The organism is Mesorhizobium sp. 131-3-5 (genome assembly GCF_016756575.1).
GTDB lineage: Bacteria > Pseudomonadota > Alphaproteobacteria > Rhizobiales > Rhizobiaceae > Mesorhizobium > Mesorhizobium jarvisii.
Genome location: NZ_AP023254.1, coordinates 6,401,965 through 6,416,623, shown reverse-complemented (window position 1 = coordinate 6,416,623; position 14,659 = coordinate 6,401,965). Strand labels below are relative to the sequence as shown.

The 14,659-nt window shown below is 60.4% G+C and carries 26 protein-coding genes; 8 read left to right on the top strand and 18 right to left on the bottom strand.

What is annotated here, in order from left to right:
• Window positions 1-230 precede the first annotated feature (230 nt).
• The 3 genes from JG747_RS31245 (at window position 231) to JG747_RS31235 (ending at window position 2,180) form a co-directional block, all read left to right on the top strand.
• Entirely contained in the window at window positions 231-425 is a 195-nt protein-coding gene (locus tag JG747_RS31245; protein WP_342216758.1) for an RNA-binding protein, read from the top strand.
• Between the two features lie 101 nt (window positions 426-526).
• Entirely contained in the window at window positions 527-1,123 is a 597-nt protein-coding gene (locus tag JG747_RS31240) for a hypothetical protein (protein ID WP_202360760.1), read from the top strand.
• Window positions 1,089-2,180 (top strand): helix-turn-helix domain-containing protein, encoded by a 1,092-nt coding sequence (locus tag JG747_RS31235; protein WP_202360759.1) that lies wholly within the window; start codon window positions 1,089-1,091, stop codon window positions 2,178-2,180. The genes JG747_RS31240 and JG747_RS31235 overlap by 35 nt, the downstream gene beginning before the upstream one ends.
• 121 nt (window positions 2,181-2,301) lie before the next feature.
• Here the strand turns inward: JG747_RS31235 and JG747_RS31230 are convergent, their stop codons facing one another.
• From JG747_RS31230 to JG747_RS31175, 12 genes are all read right to left on the bottom strand, one after another.
• Entirely contained in the window at window positions 2,302-2,496 is a 195-nt protein-coding gene (locus JG747_RS31230; protein ID WP_202360758.1) for a hypothetical protein, read from the bottom strand.
• A 12-nt stretch (window positions 2,497-2,508) separates the two neighbouring features.
• Window positions 2,509-2,832 carry a hypothetical protein gene (locus tag JG747_RS31225; RefSeq protein ID WP_202360757.1) on the bottom strand — a complete coding sequence of 108 codons (324 nt, stop codon included), beginning with the start codon at window positions 2,830-2,832 and terminating at the stop codon, window positions 2,509-2,511.
• A complete protein-coding gene (locus JG747_RS31220) occupies window positions 2,829-3,017 on the bottom strand; it encodes a hypothetical protein (RefSeq protein WP_202360756.1) in 189 nt (62 codons plus the stop codon). The genes JG747_RS31225 and JG747_RS31220 overlap by 4 nt, the downstream gene beginning before the upstream one ends.
• Before the next feature lie 62 nt (window positions 3,018-3,079).
• Window positions 3,080-3,319 carry a hypothetical protein gene (locus JG747_RS31215; protein ID WP_202360755.1) on the bottom strand — a complete coding sequence of 80 codons (240 nt, stop codon included), beginning with the start codon at window positions 3,317-3,319 and terminating at the stop codon, window positions 3,080-3,082.
• 286 nt (window positions 3,320-3,605) lie between these two features.
• Window positions 3,606-4,202: a DUF488 family protein, N3 subclade gene (locus JG747_RS31210; RefSeq protein ID WP_202360754.1), complete on the bottom strand. Its 597-nt coding sequence runs from the start codon at window positions 4,200-4,202 to the stop codon at window positions 3,606-3,608.
• 106 nt (window positions 4,203-4,308) lie between these two features.
• On the bottom strand, window positions 4,309-4,755 hold the full coding sequence (locus JG747_RS31205) for a hypothetical protein (RefSeq protein ID WP_202360753.1): 447 nt from the start codon (window positions 4,753-4,755) through the stop codon (window positions 4,309-4,311).
• On the bottom strand, window positions 4,740-5,102 hold the full coding sequence (locus tag JG747_RS31200; protein WP_202360752.1) for a hypothetical protein: 363 nt from the start codon (window positions 5,100-5,102) through the stop codon (window positions 4,740-4,742). Before JG747_RS31200 ends, JG747_RS31205 begins: the two co-directional genes overlap by 16 nt.
• Window positions 5,103-5,168: 66 nt before the next feature.
• Window positions 5,169-6,740 carry a DUF4942 domain-containing protein gene (locus JG747_RS31195; protein WP_202360751.1) on the bottom strand — a complete coding sequence of 524 codons (1,572 nt, stop codon included), beginning with the start codon at window positions 6,738-6,740 and terminating at the stop codon, window positions 5,169-5,171.
• Entirely contained in the window at window positions 6,737-6,877 is a 141-nt protein-coding gene (locus tag JG747_RS31190) for a hypothetical protein (RefSeq protein WP_202360750.1), read from the bottom strand. Before JG747_RS31190 ends, JG747_RS31195 begins: the two co-directional genes overlap by 4 nt.
• 235 nt (window positions 6,878-7,112) lie before the next feature.
• Window positions 7,113-7,628 (bottom strand): hypothetical protein, encoded by a 516-nt coding sequence (locus tag JG747_RS31185; protein WP_202360749.1) that lies wholly within the window; start codon window positions 7,626-7,628, stop codon window positions 7,113-7,115.
• 133 nt (window positions 7,629-7,761) lie between these two features.
• A complete protein-coding gene (locus JG747_RS31180) occupies window positions 7,762-7,935 on the bottom strand; it encodes a hypothetical protein (RefSeq protein WP_202360748.1) in 174 nt (57 codons plus the stop codon).
• On the bottom strand, window positions 7,932-8,069 hold the full coding sequence (locus JG747_RS31175; RefSeq protein ID WP_202360747.1) for a hypothetical protein: 138 nt from the start codon (window positions 8,067-8,069) through the stop codon (window positions 7,932-7,934). Before JG747_RS31175 ends, JG747_RS31180 begins: the two co-directional genes overlap by 4 nt.
• A 494-nt stretch (window positions 8,070-8,563) precedes the next feature.
• Here JG747_RS31175 and JG747_RS31170 point away from each other — a divergent pair, with 494 nt between their 5' ends.
• The gene (locus JG747_RS31170; RefSeq protein WP_202360746.1) at window positions 8,564-9,997 is read left to right on the top strand and encodes a TadE/TadG family type IV pilus assembly protein; all 1,434 of its coding nucleotides are present in this window, start codon (window positions 8,564-8,566) and stop codon (window positions 9,995-9,997) included.
• Window positions 9,994-10,290 (top strand): hypothetical protein, encoded by a 297-nt coding sequence (locus JG747_RS31165; protein WP_202360745.1) that lies wholly within the window; start codon window positions 9,994-9,996, stop codon window positions 10,288-10,290. Before JG747_RS31170 ends, JG747_RS31165 begins: the two co-directional genes overlap by 4 nt.
• 78 nt (window positions 10,291-10,368) lie before the next feature.
• On the opposite strand, the gene JG747_RS31160 is transcribed toward JG747_RS31165, so the two are convergent.
• The 6 genes from JG747_RS31160 to JG747_RS31135 form a co-directional block, all read right to left on the bottom strand.
• Entirely contained in the window at window positions 10,369-10,536 is a 168-nt protein-coding gene (locus JG747_RS31160; protein ID WP_202360744.1) for a hypothetical protein, read from the bottom strand.
• On the bottom strand, window positions 10,533-11,267 hold the full coding sequence (locus JG747_RS31155) for a DNA N-6-adenine-methyltransferase (RefSeq protein WP_202360743.1): 735 nt from the start codon (window positions 11,265-11,267) through the stop codon (window positions 10,533-10,535). The genes JG747_RS31160 and JG747_RS31155 overlap by 4 nt, the downstream gene beginning before the upstream one ends.
• Window positions 11,254-11,517 carry a hypothetical protein gene (locus tag JG747_RS31150; protein ID WP_202360742.1) on the bottom strand — a complete coding sequence of 88 codons (264 nt, stop codon included), beginning with the start codon at window positions 11,515-11,517 and terminating at the stop codon, window positions 11,254-11,256. The genes JG747_RS31155 and JG747_RS31150 overlap by 14 nt, the downstream gene beginning before the upstream one ends.
• On the bottom strand, window positions 11,517-11,774 hold the full coding sequence (locus JG747_RS31145) for a hypothetical protein (protein ID WP_202360741.1): 258 nt from the start codon (window positions 11,772-11,774) through the stop codon (window positions 11,517-11,519). The genes JG747_RS31150 and JG747_RS31145 overlap by 1 nt, the downstream gene beginning before the upstream one ends.
• On the bottom strand, window positions 11,774-12,001 hold the full coding sequence (locus tag JG747_RS31140; RefSeq protein WP_202360740.1) for a hypothetical protein: 228 nt from the start codon (window positions 11,999-12,001) through the stop codon (window positions 11,774-11,776). Before JG747_RS31140 ends, JG747_RS31145 begins: the two co-directional genes overlap by 1 nt.
• Before the next feature lie 123 nt (window positions 12,002-12,124).
• On the bottom strand, window positions 12,125-12,373 hold the full coding sequence (locus tag JG747_RS31135) for a hypothetical protein (RefSeq protein ID WP_202360739.1): 249 nt from the start codon (window positions 12,371-12,373) through the stop codon (window positions 12,125-12,127).
• A 99-nt stretch (window positions 12,374-12,472) separates the two neighbouring features.
• Between JG747_RS31135 and JG747_RS31130 the strand changes: the two genes are divergently transcribed.
• From JG747_RS31130 to JG747_RS31120, 3 genes are read left to right on the top strand one after another with little or no spacing between them, the layout of a single operon-like run.
• A complete protein-coding gene (locus tag JG747_RS31130) occupies window positions 12,473-13,786 on the top strand; it encodes a putative antirestriction adenine methyltransferase (RefSeq protein ID WP_202360738.1) in 1,314 nt (437 codons plus the stop codon).
• Complete coding sequence (locus JG747_RS31125; protein WP_202360737.1) at window positions 13,764-14,504, top strand: ParB/RepB/Spo0J family partition protein; 741 nt, start codon at window positions 13,764-13,766, stop codon at window positions 14,502-14,504. The genes JG747_RS31130 and JG747_RS31125 overlap by 23 nt, the downstream gene beginning before the upstream one ends.
• Window positions 14,494-14,643, top strand: a complete 150-nt coding sequence (locus JG747_RS31120; RefSeq protein ID WP_202360736.1) for a hypothetical protein — start codon at window positions 14,494-14,496, stop codon at window positions 14,641-14,643. Before JG747_RS31125 ends, JG747_RS31120 begins: the two co-directional genes overlap by 11 nt.
• The last annotated feature ends 16 nt before the right edge of the window (window positions 14,644-14,659 follow it).

Here is a 14,659-nt window from a genome sequence, read left to right as displayed (position 1 = left end):
GGCGCGATGGTGCGCAGGCAGAGCGGTGGTGATTACCGGGGCGGTTCAACCGTCCTGTCCTCATCGGGTTGGGGCTGGAGCCCCGACGCTCCCCCAATACCCAAAAAGAAAAAGAAGAAAAAAAATCGACGACAGCACCAAGGGAAGTTCAACCCGCGCCAGTCGATGTTTCACAGGTAGGCCATACAAAGATGCCGACCGGACCTAAAGGCCAAAAGCGCCCCGCCGACGTGATCGGCAATGCCGTCCGCGTCATGCGCATTGCTACTGGCGAGGAAGCTGACGACATCGTTGACGATGGCAAAGACCCTGCCGCCAAGGCTCTTGGCGCGAAGGGCGGCAAGAAGCGCGCCGAGAACATGACGCCAGAAAGGCGCGCCGAGATCGCCAAGAAGGCGGCGGAAAGCCGCTGGAAAAAAGACTGATAAAACACCGCTTCCGCGAATAGTTATTTTTCCAGTTATATTTTGCATTGATTTCGCTCAAGATTGAGAGCAGGGTTCTGCTTCGAATCATGGAGCACGTCATGCTTGATCGTGAGACAGACCAGAACGAAGCGATGGAGGCGGCAGCGCCGGTTCTGCCGCTAATCTACCGCATCCTTGATGAATCCGTTTCTTTCTACTTCAGCGAAGCCTATTCGAATGAGGCGCGCGCGGAACACGACAACCGCGCCATGGCGAACTGCATCTATTCCCATGCAGAAAAACGTATGATCGGGGCCGCCGACGAAATGGCTGGTCTGCATTCGATCAAGGTAAGGGGCCTGCACGTTCTGAACTACATGGACAGCACCCTTACCCGCTTCAAGAAGGTCGGGGCCAACGGCCAGCACCGCAACTACCAGACCCGCCAGCAGCAGGACTACGACGACCAAATACCGCTGCCAGGAATCCCCGAGCCGGCATATCGGCTCACCGCCGGCTATCAGATGGACGCGTCTGGTAGCGCCTTGGAGCGGATCATGATCGCGCGGCCTATTGGCCATAACATTTTCTGGACGGCGCAGGTCACGATGATCGAGGGCGTCGCCCGGTGGGATGATATCACGCCGAGAAGGTTCGGCGGCATGGAGGGGGCGGACTTCGATGCAGAGCGAGCAAGAGAGAGGCGTGGTGGGTAGCGACGTATTCAACCCGGATATGCTGAAACTCGCGCGGGACGCGCGCGAGTTTACGCAAGCCGAGCTGGCGCAAAAATCTGGAATAACGCAAGCTTTCATCTCCAAGCTTGAGCATGGCCTGAACACTCAACCGGGTGACGATGCCTTGGACCGCATTTCAGCGGCACTGGGCTTCCCAAGAGCTTTTTTCTTTCAACGAGAGAGAGCGTTGGGGTTCCCGCATTTCCATTTCAGGAAGCGCGCCAAGTTGGGCGCCAAGCCGCTCGCGCGCATTGGTGCTGTGATCAATATCCGCCGCCAACACATTGCGAAGCTTTTGCGCTCCTACGAATTTGAGGTCGCAAAGCCCATTCCCCAAATTGATCTGGACGAAGCTGGTCTCACGCCGGAGAAGGTAGCCGAGCGCCTCCGTGCATACTGGATGGTCCCTCGCGGCCCAATTCAAAGCGTTGTCGAACTAATAGAGGATGCCGGTGGGATAGTCATTCTCGCGCGCTTCGGCACGAACCTTCTGGACGGCCTCAGTTTCCGCATCGAAGGAATGCCGCCGCTCTTTTTCATGAACAAAGATGTGCCCGGGGACAGATTTCGCTTCTCCCTTGCTCACGAACTTGGGCACATGGTTATGCACTCAGTTCCCGACGAAGACGAGAAAATGGAAAGTGAGGCACATCGTTTTGCCGCCGCCTTTTTAATGCCGGCGGCTGAAATCAAGCCATATCTCGCCGGGGCAAAAATCGGGAACCTTGGTAGGGTGAAGGCCTACTGGAAAGTTTCGATCAAGGCTCTTATCCGGCGAACACATGATCTAAAGATAATCACCCCATCTCAATACAAATTTATGAGTATTCAGTACAACAAGGTTTTCCACGGCGAGGAGCCAATCGATATTGAAATTGAAACCCCAAATCGCCTGAAAAAGATCGTGGATTTCCACCGGGAGACGCTGAAATATTCAACCGACGATCTCGCCGAACTTTTAGCTTTCAGGCCAGAAGACGTTGAGCGGCTTTATCTCGGTGGGCGTCCAGGTATCCGCCTTGTCGTTTCAAACTGAACATTTAATGCTTGACACGGCCGCTATCGCGCTTCGACCCAAGCCCTAATTTCAAACTGAGACACTACCGCCCGGCGCCAGCGCTTTGATCGCCTGTATCAGCTCGTCGGAGGTGCGAAGGTCAGCCATTGGCCTGGCCCTCCGCTTTGGCGATCTCGCGGGTGAGATCGTCGCGAAGCTTTTTCGCGGATTCGAGGGTGATGGTTTCGGTGCCTCTCGTGCCGCCCTTGGGGCCGTAGAACGAGACGTAAACGTGGTCGAGATCAGGCGTTGAGTGGCCGTTGGCCGCGACGCTGATGAATATCCGGTCAGACATTGGTGTAGTTCCTCAATCCATGTTGCAGTGAACAAGCGCGGTCGCGTAGTCGACGCCGGTCTCTTCGGCATAGATCGCGGCCTGATCGCCGGGGCGATTGGTGGCGACCGGCGCCGACGGCTGCCGGCTCTCGAGGAGCGCGACGAGCCGGTCGAAATTGGCATCCGGCATACGGATCGCCTCGCGGGCAGGATCCGAAAGGAACGCGGCCATCTGGTCGCGTTCGGAGGCCTCGGGCGTTCCCCAATTCTCGTCAGCGACGCCGGCGTTGATCAGGTCGTAGCCGTCCAGGCTGAGCAGGATGCGCAGCGCGTTGTGGAACCGGGCCGCGCTCATGCCGACACCGGCTCGATGCGGGCCTTCTTGAAAATGGCCGGCTTCATGAATTTCTTGGCCTTGTCGAGCGCGGCTTTTGCCGCCTGCTCGCTGGGGAACTGCTCGGCGCGATCCATGCTGTAGGCCCAGACGGTGCCGCGCAGCGGCCACTTCTCGCCATTGTGAATGACGATAACGATGAACATTTCTCTTCTCCTTGGTGGTAGGGGTTGGAAAGCAAAACGCCGCCCCGAAGGGCGGCGCTCGATCAGGGGGCGACTTCGAGGCCGAGGTAGCCGGTCGCCACCTGCTCGGCGAAGTTCGTGCGGACATGCGCCTTCGCCCAAACCTTCGCGTCCGACAGGGTCATTGCCGGGGTGAAGAAGAACTCGACCTCACGGTCGCAGCTCTCGTCCATGACGATGAAACCCCAGCCGCCAAATCCCTTCGGCTTGCGGCCATGGGAACGCTCGTAGAGGTAGGTGTGGACTTCGATGGGCTTAGGCATGGTCTGGTCTCCAGTGGTAGGGAAGACCGATGTCTCGCATGCGGCTGTGCTGTGCCCGGCCCGCGCTCCCGAGCGGCTTTCGGCCGCCGGATGAATGAGCGAGAAGTCACCAGTTGCCAGCCCGCATTCGTCGGGTTGTTCTGACAAAGACTGCAGTGGTGAAAGGAAGCGGCTTTGCGACATTGGTCCAGATTTCTAAGTTACTTCAATAACTTAGCCTGTAACCAAAACGGTTACAAGTGGTGCCAACTAAAAAAGCCAATAAATTCAACCACTTCGGCGGTGATCAGCTGACCGGCTGGAACCGGCTATGCAGGACGTCGACCGAGATCGAGCGCCTGTCTTCTCCCGAGCGCACCAGCGCCTGGTCGACCTGATCTGGATTGATGCCGACCACGGTCCAGAGGCGGCCTTGCGCGTCTGGTGCCACGGCGCCGATGTAGGGGCTCACCTGGAGGGGTTCGGGCTTTGCCGGCAGGCGGTATTGCGCCGGCAGCTTGGGGTGGCTCCACCCGCAACCCTGGCTCTCCAACCCATATTCAAAGACATTGAGGTCGAGCCTTTCTTTCAGCCACACCGAGATGTAGGCGCGGTGGCAATACTGGTTGTCCGTCGGTGCCTCGTAGCAGAGCAGGGCAACGTCCTTGCCGCCCGAGAGCTGTTCGAACTTGGCAACGATCTGGGCGAGATTGAGTTTTGCCAGGATTTCGAAATAGAGCTGCTTGTAATCGCGTTCGCTGGCGGTCTTGAACCATGGGCCTGGAGCCAGCTCCGGCATTTTGCGGTAGCCGGCGGCGTACCCTCGCGGCGTTCCCCTGGAGACGCCGATTTTCTGGATGGTGCTGGGCAGGGGATGAAACCAGCTGGAGGTAAAAATGCGCATCTTGTAGCCTTCCGTGGTAGGGGTTTGGTCACGTCCAAATTGTAAACTTGTGGAACTTCTGCTGCAACCAAAATAGAACTGTTTGGTGCCGATTTGGTGCGTTGTCCTAACCGTACATCTGCATTAGATACGGGTTCTCTCTCGCGCTTTCGGGCAGGATCCTGTGGTAGGGGTCGAGGGAGCGGCCGATCAGGGGCAACCCGGTCGGCCTTTGTATTTTCCGGCGAGCCTGGGGGGCTTCGTAGCAGCGCGGCCAGGCCACCCACCCGTTGATCGCCTCATAGGTCAACCAGCGCGGCAGGCTCTTGAAGTCGCCGAGCCATGTGCGACCGGTGAGCATGCCGCTCCCCACATATTCCGGCCCGTCGGAGAAGAATCGGAACCGATCTCTGACCGGCTCGGATGACACCCACAGATCAAGATCGTCGGCCAGTTCGACGCGCTCGACGCAGTCGCGGCGCAGGGTGCGAGCGATGAAATTCTCGTCGATGCGGTGAGGGGTCATCATGTCGAAGACCTTGCGATTGCTCGCGTCGATCAGGATAAAGCGCATTGCGGGCTCCTCGCCTTGGATCGCTGATCGATGAGGGGAAGCTTCTCGGCTTCGAAAAGGTCGAGCCACCATTTCATCAGCTCGGCCTGGTAGCGATCGTCCAGACCGCGCCGGCGTGGCCGGCGAAGCTGGCGTTCGATCCACGACAGCCGATCGCCCAGGACCGGGCGGTAGAGCAGATGGCGGAACGCGTCACCGAGCTGCATGTCCAGCGTGTAGTTGCCGGTGGCGCCGAGAGGCGACCAATCGCAATGCCAAGCGGACCACATGTCGAGGGCTTGGGTGATGGAAGGTTGCCGGCGCCGCCGGTCCTCCTCGTCTTCTGGTGGGGTTCGTAGGGGAATCATGGGGACAGTCTCCGTGGTGCCAATAGTGATCTATAGTGTAACCAAAATGGTTACAATTAGGTCAACCTAAAAGTGATTTCGTCTGCCGTCCTTCCAGACCTTCACGGTGATGGTGTTGACGTAGGTTCCGACCTCGGCGAAAGACCCATGGGGCAGGTCGCGGAAACTGCCGTTGAGCTTCTGGATCAGGGCGCGGAAGGCGATGGCTTTGCGCGTCTCGCGGAACTCGGTTCCGGCCGACATGATGGCAGCAAGGCAACCGTCGTCTTTCAGGAAGTCGAGGGCGTGGACGAGGTGGTCGATATCGCGCTCCATGTCGAAGGGCGGGTTCATCACGATCCGATCGTAAAGCCCGGTGACGGATGGGCGCAGCGACAGGAAGTCGGTGGCGTAGACCTTCCGGTAAATCCCCTGCGCCTCGAGCGCGGCGGCCAGCGGCCCTTGCAGCTCCACGCAATCGACCTGGTTGTCAAACCGGTATTCCTTGCGCCACCGGTCCATGCGCTCGGCTTGGCCGTAGCCGTGGTGGTCGGCAAAATCCTTGATGCTGGAGACGCAGCGGCGCGCCAGATTGCCGGTGCCGGCGCTAGGCTCCAGGATGGTGAGGCGCGGCTTTTCGATCGGCTGGAGGAGCGGGACGCCATTGATCAGCTGCTCGGCCGCGCCGTCCGGTGTCGGGAAGAAACCGAAGTTTTTCGCCGGCGTCGTCTTGCGGTTGCGGAACAGGTCATCGGGCTCTTTGGACTGCGCGTCGCCGATCACCTCGCCGTAATATTCGGCCAGCATTTTGTTGACCTTCAAGACCAGGTCGTCGCGGGTAAACCACAGGTGCGCGTTGCCGTTCTTGTAGGCGAGGATTTTGAAATACTCGCCATGATGCTCGGATTGTTGGGGCTGGTAGCCCTTGCGCTCGGCGCGGACCACGTTCTCAATGCTGTTGTAAGACGGCTTCTTGCCGTCGAGGACGGAGAACGTGCGCTCGATGTCGCGAACGGTGTCCCACGTGCCACCATACGACACGTGCCCATGGTCGCGGTCGAATGCATAGGTCAGGATCATGCGGCTCCCGACCTTGAATCCGTCGTGAGAGCGGAAACGGCGGTCGAGCTTGGAAAAGGCCGTCGCTATGCCGCGCCGGAAGATCATCTCGGATTCGCCGGCCCATTTGTCGATTGTGGCGTACACGTTGTCGACCGTGACCGGCGGGATCCCCATGATCTCGTCGAGATTGACCAGTTCCTTGCCGTCGCCGTGGCGGTGGTCGTAGCGCTCTGGCACCCACTTCAACGTGTCGCGCAGCTCGTCCTTGGCCTGCTTGTCCATCAGGACTTCCAGGTCCGTCATCTTGACCAGATAATTCCAGCACGAGATGTCGATCAGGCGGATCGCCGTCCGCTTCCACTGCTCGGCGTCGGGCAGATCGACTGCATCGAAAAATGCCCTGACCTCGCGGTTGTCGCGCTCGCCGTAGCGAGAGGAGGCATGTTCGCCGGCCGCCGCTTTCCAGAGCGCCGCGGCCTTCTTCAATTCCCGGTCGGCCTGCTCGATAAAGGCGAATGCGCCGTGATAGGCGGCCACCGCTGCATCGCGATAGGCCACGATCTGCTCGACGGTGTTGCGGGGGATCAGCGCGTTCATGGCTTCGCCTCGACCGGCTTGGCGCTGGTGGCGCCGTGCATCGCCTTGAAGGTGAAGACGTCCTTGCGCTCGATCACGATCTCGTAGCGCTTGCTGCCGTCGGGCAGGGTAAACTCGTATTCGGTGGGCTTGTTCATGGTCCTGGTCTCTGTGGTAGGGGGTAGGAACAGGCGGCGGGACGACTCCCACCGCCCTATCGAAGGGGATGGTTTGCTCTATGTCTGCATCGCGCCTCCCTCGGCCGTTGCGTCGTATTCGAAGTCCGCTTCTTCGGCCGCGATAGCGTCAGCGCGGCGCTCGCGGCATCCGGCGCAAAGTCCGGAATCGTGCCAGCGGCAGGGGTCCAGGCATTCGTCGCAGTAGAACATCGGCTTAAGCCTCGACCGGCTGGGCAGCGACCAGCGCCATGATTTCGTCGTCGGTCATGTCGTTGAGGATCAGAGCGCCGGGGTATCTGGCGTTGACGTTGGCGATCGCCTGCGCCTTCATTTCCGGCGTCATCGTGACCTTGTACTTCATGGTCCGGACGCCCTCGGCGATGGCGTCGCCCTTGGCGAGGAAAACGATCGCCTTGCCCATCGGGCGGCGTATGTCGCGCAAGGTGAGGTAGCGGGAAAGCAGGTCGCCGCAGATGCTCTCGAGGTCCTGGTCAAACTCCATGCCGTGGAATACGGTCTTGGGATAGGTGGCCTTGATCTCGAGGTTGAGCGCGTCGAGGTCGAACCGGTTGATCGGGTGTTGCTCGTCGCAGCCGCCATGGCCGCGATTGCCAACGTCGGCTATGTGCTTGCCGTCCATGTAGAGCTTGGCAGAGTAGCAGCTGGTTTCCTCGCTTAGGCGGCTATTGTAGCTGATCGCCTTAAGCTCGAAGGTGTGTGCGGTGGTCATCGTGGGGCTCCGTGGTAGGGAATAACTAGTAACAACAATAACTTAGACTGTAACCAATCTGGTTACAAGTAGGTTACAGAAAAAGTTACTTTGGAGCCCCACCGGCACCGATGTTGACTTGCAGGATGCGGCCTTAGCGGTCGCGGTCGTCTTGGTCGCGCTTCTCGCGTTGCTCGCGTCTGTAGTCGATGTTCGCCCAGATCACGCAGACCACACAGACCACAACGCCAAGGATGGGATTGGTGGCGAATGCGCCGACAACGAAGAATAGCAAGACGGCGAGCACGCCGGGGGTCATGTCTTTCATGCTGCAAGGTCCTCCAGGGGGATATTTCCACGGTCGTCGACTGCGAGCGCGACGGCAACGTTGCGGACCCAGATCGGCTGCGAGCTGAGCATGAACGTCTCTCCCGTCATGGCCAAGAGCAGGGTGGTTGCCATGACCCTCGCAACGGCTGCCGCGTGTCGATGACGCGCCCGTCGAGGCCGAATAGGCCGGGATACTGGACGTCGTTCCTGCAGACATGGATCAAGAGGATGAAACGGCCCGGCTGGCCGTACATGGGGATTCCCCGTCGGGCACGGCGAGCTCCCAGCCGAGCCATGTCGATGCCGTATTCCAGCAGTCGAAGCGCTAGCGCAAGCGCGGCCCAAGAGCGACCAGTGCCCTTGCCGCTGCGCAAGGCGTCATCGACGCTGGTTGACACCCCGCCGCCAAGGTCGGCTGGAGGGTTCACATAGCCGCCTCATGAGCGAGCACCCGTGCAAGCGCTTACTTTTCACGGGCGGATGCCATTACGTGTCCTTCCGCCTTTGCGGGGCAGGTTGCTTGAGGTGTTTAACCAATTGCTAATTCAACCCCTTGCTGCATTCCTTCGCCGCGCCTATGCTTGACAACGGGGAAAATTGTTGCGGCATGGCTAGGGGTTGCTGCGATGTTTCGTGTCTTGCGTAATTTTTGGAATGATCAGCGCGGTATCGCGTTGATCCTGGTGTCAGTTACACTGCCGGCGCTTATCGGTTTTTCGCTGCTGGCGATCGACATGAGCCGGGTCAACAACCTTCACAACGATTTGCAGAAGGGCGCCGATGCGCTGGCGCTTGCAACGGCGGCCGAACTTGATGGTCGATCGGATAGCATCGTGCGAGCGGACCGCGCCTTGGCGAACATCGTGACCGGCAACAAGTATACATTCTCGACCACCGCCGGGCCGCCACCCGCACTTACCGCTGCCGGTGTGACGCGGCGTTATCTGAAGTCGCTCCCCGCCACCGACAATCTGCCGATCGCCGCAGCAAACGTCATCACCGACGAAATCACCGACGCCAAACTGGCTCGCTACGTCGAGATCAAGGTAACCCCGGTCGGTTTCGCTGCGATCTTCCCGGCCACTTTTTTGTCTTCAAGCGCCAGCAATTCTTTCAATGTAGGCGCAACCGCCGTCGCAGGATTTTCGAGCTCTGTCTGCGATTTCACCCCGATGTTCATGTGTAACCCTTATAGCGACCTGGAGTCCTTGGGCGCAACGCTGCGCGGCCACAAGCGGCCGATGATGCATCTCAAAATACAGAGCGGAGGCGCCAGCGTGCAGTATGGTCCGGGCGACTACGGCTTTCTTCAAACGCCATCCGGAAGCTCAGCGACACAGGATATCACTGGCATGTTCGCTTCCACGAAACCGCAAGCGTGTTACCAGGATGACGGCGTCGACACGAAGCCGGGCAACATCCCGCCCGTCAATGACGGCATCAACGTCCGCTTCGATATCTACGCCAAGAACGGATACGACCCGGCAACTTACCCACCGGCCCCGAATGTCCTTAAGGGCATGGTCAAGCAGATAGACAACAAGGGCAATTGCTCCTACGTGGCGCCCACGGCGGCGCAGGCATCAAGCTATATGGCACTCCCCCAAGATACATGCTTACCGGCTTGCAGCACCGCCATACCGACCAGGCTCGGCGATGGCGCCTGGGATCGAGCCGGATATTGGACCGTCAACCATGGCGCCGCATGGCCGCCAGCAGGACTCGATGTTAATGCCAGTCGATGGGAGGTGTACAATTACGAACTCACCCACCCGGCAACTGGCTCCGAAGCGTCGTCACCGCAATGCAATCCGCAGCAAGCATCAACTGATCCGAAGCGCCGAATGATCTACGTCGCTCTACTTGATTGCGTGGCCAACCAGGTCAAAGGCTCAGGTGGGAACTATCCCGTCCAAGCTTTTGCGAGCGTGTTCCTGACTGAGCCCGCTGGCGGCGCGCCGGACGCAGATATCTGGGGTGAAATCATCGATATCACCACGAAGGCCGGCAACGGCACGCTAGACAACTTCCTTCGTGACGAGGTTCAGCTTTACCGATGAAGATCCTCCTTGCTGCGCTGATCATCTCTGCGACCCCGGCCGCGGCTCAAATGAGCCCGGTCGGCTGCAACGCTCTCAGCGCTTCGGCCGATAGTAGCGCCGCGAAGCTCGACGAGGTGATCAAGAGCCTTAGTGGGGACGTCTTCCGCGACGCGATTCCGTATATGCCCGAGAAGGCCAAATCGCCGGCCGCCGACGTCGCGGATGCTCGGGTTTCCGCGCAATTCGCCTTGGTGGAATACGCCAAATCGCTGAGGGATTTTTCCGCCAAGATCAAGAACTGCGGCAACTAGGGTGAAGAAATGTAGGTGGCCACCTACCCGATAGACATCGACGCTTTTGATGTTGGGCGAGGGTGCACAGCAAGGACATCATCGCGGCGTGGTAGCCGCAGAGGGCTTCCCGGGCGATCGACACCAGATAGTCATCCCGGGGCCGTTGCGCAGCATGGCGACGATCTCGTCCTGCTCGCGGCGCATCGCCACGGCCTCCATCTGCCATGCGAATTTCTTCGGTTCCTTCTTCGCCTTTGCCATCATAGCAGCCTCCCTTCTGCGACTTGCCAGACACCGTCGCCCAGCGGCTCGAACGGCCCGCGCTGGAGTGTCTGGCGCACCTTGGCGCGCCAGTTCGGATTGCGGCCGGCCTTCGGATTGCTGGCCATCTCGCGGTAGAGATCGTCCAGGCGCACGGCGTCGCCGGCGCGCTGCATCACCTTCAACACCTCGTCGACCCATGAGCCGACGGCGGCAAAGCCGAAGATCAGCGAGCGCAGCCGCAGCGGCACGAACGCGCCGGGAATGCCACTGGCGGCAAGGCGGTCAGCGTCATCGGCGCCATAGGCGCAGAACACCGACGGCGCGCCGGCGTTGGCCTTGGCTCGAGTCCCGCCGGCGTCGTGGAAATGCAGCCGCCCTTCCATGAACAGCAGCGCATCGGCCGCGCGCCACACGAAATCGTGGAACACCTGCGTTTCGGTGCGGGCGAAGATCAGTGCGATTCCATGGCCGTGGTCGGCCATACGGCCCATCCAGCGGCCGATCACGTTGTTGCTGTAAGGCGGGTTCAACCAGATGCGACCGTGCCAGGACCGGGGTAGACCGTTGTCGGCCACGGTGTAGTGCTGGCGCGCCATGTCCCACGGCCGATCGAGCGGCGCGCAGGGATCGAGGTCGAAGCTTTCAGCGCCGCCGAGCGCGGCCAGGATAGCGGGAGGCGTCAACCAGACGTCTGTGCCGGCCGCCGCGGAATGGTGACTACCGATGGGCATCGTCACCCCCCTGCAATCTCTCCCGCAATCTGTGCAGCACGTCGCCGACGCTGGTGATGGCGCGCTCCCGGCGCTCCTCGTCGATCTCGGCCAGGTCGAGCTTTGTCTCGTTGCCGTCTTCGTCGATCACCGTGAAAACGTTCGCGGTGGAGTGCGGCTTGCGCAGGATTTCCCACGCCCAGCGAGCAGCGGCTTCGGGATCGCCTTCGCCCTCGTAGTCGATCTCCCATGTGACGAGGTAGCGGGGCATCACGCGGCCTCCTCGTCTTCCTCGTCCCCGTCCTCGCGGGTGAGCTGGTCGAAGGTCCACTCGTCTCCCTCCTCGTCGAGGAACACGATCTTGCCGTTGCGCTTGGCGGTCTCCTGATCGTTCCAGAAGATTTCGGTGCCGCCGGAGTGTTCGGGCTCGCCGGTCTCCGGGTCGATATCGAGGAGGTGGGCACGCCCGGTCAGGCGCTCCAGGGTGCCGGTGATCGGGCTCCCGGTGGGTGACAGGTAGCTGGCCATTACCGTGCCTCCCCGCCGAGCTTGACGACTTCGGTATCGAGCTGAATCTGCGCGGCAACCGCGATCCAGAGCGCGACGTGCCCTCTGCCGACGACCCTCCCCAGCTGCTCGCGCAAATGCAGCGGCGCCAGCCAATGGCCGTCATCCTCGCTCCAGCCCGAGGCTCGAAGCATGTAGGTGAAATAGTCCAGTCGCTCTCTAGCGATGATGGCGTTCGCGGTGGTCACTGGTCTTCTCCGTGGTAGGGGTGGTGTCAAAATGGTTGCAAATGTCTATTGACAGAAGCCGGGGGGGACGAGCTAAAAACAGGCAGCCTGATTCTCCTGTGCGCTTCGGGCCGCTCCCCCAAATCAGAAGGCGTTTTCGACTGGTCCCGGCTTGATGCCGAGCTGACCGGCGATGAAGCCGACGACGTCACTGACGGCTTCGCCATCCAGCGTTTCCAAGGTCTCGCGAAAGCGCCGGCGGAAATAGTCCTGATGCTCGGAGCCCGCATAATCGGCCATGACGAGCGCGGTCGCGAACGTGACCGCCTGCAGGCGAGGACCGGTGAAACCGGATTTCTTGTGAAGGCCTTCGGTGATGGTGACGAGGCTCATTTCGGGCGTCCTTCGCAGTAGGGAAGTAACCAATTTGGTTACAAGTAACTTATTGGGTTACACCCCTATTGCAAGAGAAAAAACAAGGCGTTTTGCGTTATGTTTCAGGGCGTTGTGCCGAAGGAGTGCATCGCGCAAATCCTTCGCGTTTCCGAAGTCGACAAATGGGGCAGGGTGTATAACTGCTGCTCTGGGACGTTCCGGTTTGAGCAGATCACGCTCGCCACGTTCCCCGGCGTCGAGATGCACTCGAACGATGTCAGCCTCTACTCCTCGGCGATTGCCGGCTATGTGCTAGGCAAGCCGATCGACTACGAATTCCACGGCGCGCTCGACTTCGTGAACGAGTTCGATTTCAGGGAACCTGATCAGCGCCTGGCAGCACTTGCCGTCGGCTTCAATCTCGGCCGCTTCGCCGGCGGCAAGGCCAACGTCTACAAGACCAGCCACCGCAACCACCTGGTCGCGAACTTCGCCGGCTACGTCGAGCGCACCTTGGAGAAGGTCCGCAAGCTGCCGGGCATGATCCCGATCAAGAGCTATTCGCCGCGCGACTGGATCCTGCACCTCGAGGAGGCGATCGACCGCAAGGCCGCGATCTTCTCCTATCCGCCGTTCTACAAGGGCGGCTACGAAAAGATGTTCGAGTTCCTGGCCGAGAACATCAAATGGGACGCTCCCCGATATGAGCTGTTCGACCCCAAGGCGCTGCGCGGTCTCATCGAGCGCGTGCGGCAGGCGGGCGTCCCCTACTGCATCCTCTCGGACCAGATTTACGACGATCTGAAACCGGAGCTGGAATTCGTCTCCGGCCGGGGGCACCCGCACTACTGCTACGTGTCGACGGGCAAGTCGTCGTATCTGCAGCTCGTGCCGCGGTCGGCTCCCTTCCGCTACAAGCCGATCGACATCGAGAAGATCAAGCCGGATTCGGTGGTGACGATCGCCCGGGCCGATGCCGCCCAGATGACGTTCCTCAAGGACGTCTACCTGAAAAAGGGCATCACCCACACGCCGGGCATGGTCAACTACCTGGTGCGCGTCGATGACATGCTGGTCGGCGGGCTCATCTACAACCTCGACAAATTCGCGCGCCAGTCGATCTACCTGCTGTCGGATTTCTCCATCTCGCGTGAGGGCAGGCTGTCGAAGCTCGTCACCAGGCTCGCCTGCAACGGCGAGATCCTGCGCGATATGGGCAAGCGCTTTGTCGACCGCTTCAACAAGGTCCAGACGTCAGCGTTTTCCGAGCATCCGGTCTCGATGAAATATCGCGGCATCTTCGAGCAAACCAAGCGCGAAGAGATCGACGGGCCGGAAGGTAAATTCAGACTGCATTACGTCGGCGCCCGCATCGATGAGACGCCGCAACAAGCGTTCGAGTGGTGGTATGGCAAGCACTTCAACCGTTGACTGGAAGTCCCTCGATGTCGAGGCGCGGCAGGTTGACCCGAAGACGCTCCGGCGCCGCGAGAAGAACGCGCACTACATGGCGCCTGCCATGTTCAAGCGCCTCGTCGAGAATGTCAAAATCGACGGCCGCCTGACCACTACGGTCCTGGTGTGCCAGGACAAGGACGGCTCTCTCGAGATCCTGTCGGGACATCACCGCACCGCCGCCGCGATCGAGGCCGGCTTGCCGCTGGTCGACGCGCTCGTCATCACCTCGCCACTCAGCGAAAAGCGCAAGGTGGCGATCCAGTTGAGCCACAACTCGATCAACGGCGAAGATGACCAGTCGCTGCTCGCCCAGCTCTACGCCTCACTCGACATCGATGCGAAGAAGTTCTCCGGTCTCGATGACAGCGTGCTTTCCGGCGACAAGGGACCAGGTGCCGCGGCACTCGGCGGCGCCAACATCAAATACGACGAGCTGCTGTTCGCCTTCCTCCCGGAGGAGCGCGTGCAGTTCGAGGTCGAAATGGACGCCATCGCCAAAAGGGCGAAGCGCTTCCGCATCCATGCCGCCCCGCAGTCGAGGTTCGATGACTTCTTCGACACCATCGTTCGCACCAAGCAGGGGCTCAACATCGTCAACTCGGGCATTGCGCTTGCAGCCATGGCGCGCCTTGCCGGCGAACGGCTCGATCAACTCGAAGCCGAAGCGGAGGACAAACCAGATGCGGCATGAGCTTCCCAATCTGCGCGGCGCGTTCTCCGAGCCCGGCGCAATCCCGGCCGCGCCCGCTTCCGCGACACCCGCCATCATCGTCGGCGCATTCCTCGCGTTCGGCTTCCTCGTCTGTCTCGCACGCGTCCTGTTTGTGTGATCGCCATGCATTCAGA